Raw genomic sequence first — 1,413 nt, forward strand, 5'->3', positions numbered from 1 at the left:
ATGATAAAGCAGGTTTTTAAAGATGCTGCACACTACTATATTCGAAAACCGGCCAGTTTTTGGGAACTTAAAGAACTGATCTATAAATCACTTAAATTGATAGCAGATAATGATATGGATCTTCCGGGAAAAGGAAGCTTTATGCTAACCATAGACTAAAAAAACTGCAGTGAAGTCAGACAAAAAGAAAAAAAAGAGTCGTGACCCTGAATCCCAATTTCCAGTGGTTGGTATAGGTGCTTCAGCCGGGGGATTATCCCCTTTTAAAAAATTACTCAAAGCCATTTCGGAAGAGCCCGGTATGGCTTTTTTATTTGTACAACATTTAGACCCGGATCACGAAAGCCTGCTGCCCGACATACTTCAAAAAGAGACAAAAATGCCGGTGGTGGAGTTGTCGGAGGAGCGTGAAATTGAGCCCAACCACGTCTATGTGATGCCCAGTGACAAATTGATGAGTGTGTCAGATGGTAAATTGCGGCTCACAAAACGGCCTGAAAAGAAAAAATCAGAACGTGTTCTTCCCATCGACCTGTTATTTTCTGCGCTTGCTGATGTTTATGAATCACGTGCCATTGGTGTGGTACTATCGGGTACGGCATCCGATGGCACCAAAGGGTTAAAGGCCATAAAAGATGGCGGGGGCATTACCTTTGCGCAGAATCTGGAGTCGGCTGAATACGACGGAATGCCCGGCAGTGCAATCCAGGCCGGAGTTGTTGATTTTGTGCTTCCACCTGAAGAGATCCCGAAAAAATTAGTTGAAATAAAGCATTTTATTAAAACCGGGGATGCTTTAGATATCCCCGGTGAGAAGGAAGAAGAGGGTGACTTCATGCAAATTATCACCCTGTTACGGGTTCGGAAAGGCACAGACTTCACCTATTACAAACAGACCACAATCCGCAGGAGAATTCTTCGGAGGATGGCGATCAACAAAATTAAAAAGGTGTCGGCCTATCTTGAATACTTGAGAGAAAATAAAGAGGAACAGGATACTCTGTACAGTGATTTTCTGATTCCGGTTACCTCATTCTTTCGTGACCCGAAAATATTTGAAAATCTGGCCAACAATTTTTTACCGGATCTTATCGACAAAATCCCCGACGATAAAACCATCAGGGTTTGGGTAGCGGGTTGCAGCACAGGTGAGGAGGCCTATTCACTGGCCATCCTGTTTAGGGAACTGTTGGAAACGCGCTCTGTGGGAAAGCCCGGGAAAAAAGTACAGATCTTTGCATCTGATTTAAGCGAATCCGCAATCGATAAGGCTCGTTTGGGGATATATTCGACATCAGACTTGGCGGGCGTCTCTGAGAAACGAATCAAAAAGTACTTTGCCAAATCAAATGGAAATTATCAGGTAAACCGGCAGGTTCGGGATATGTGTGTATTTGCCGTTCATAATTTTTT

At 43.6% G+C, this 1,413-nt stretch carries 1 protein-coding gene; it reads left to right on the top strand.

Translation table 11 applies throughout. The annotated features are described in order from the left end of the window. Positions 1-169 precede the first annotated feature (169 nt). Positions 170-1,413: chemotaxis protein CheB (locus ACESM0_RS13450; protein WP_372906718.1), on the top strand; the 1,244-nt coding region annotated here is incomplete at its 3' end.

The organism is Rhodohalobacter sp. (assembly GCF_041686455.1).
Classification (GTDB): Bacteria; Bacteroidota; Rhodothermia; order Balneolales; family Balneolaceae; genus Rhodohalobacter.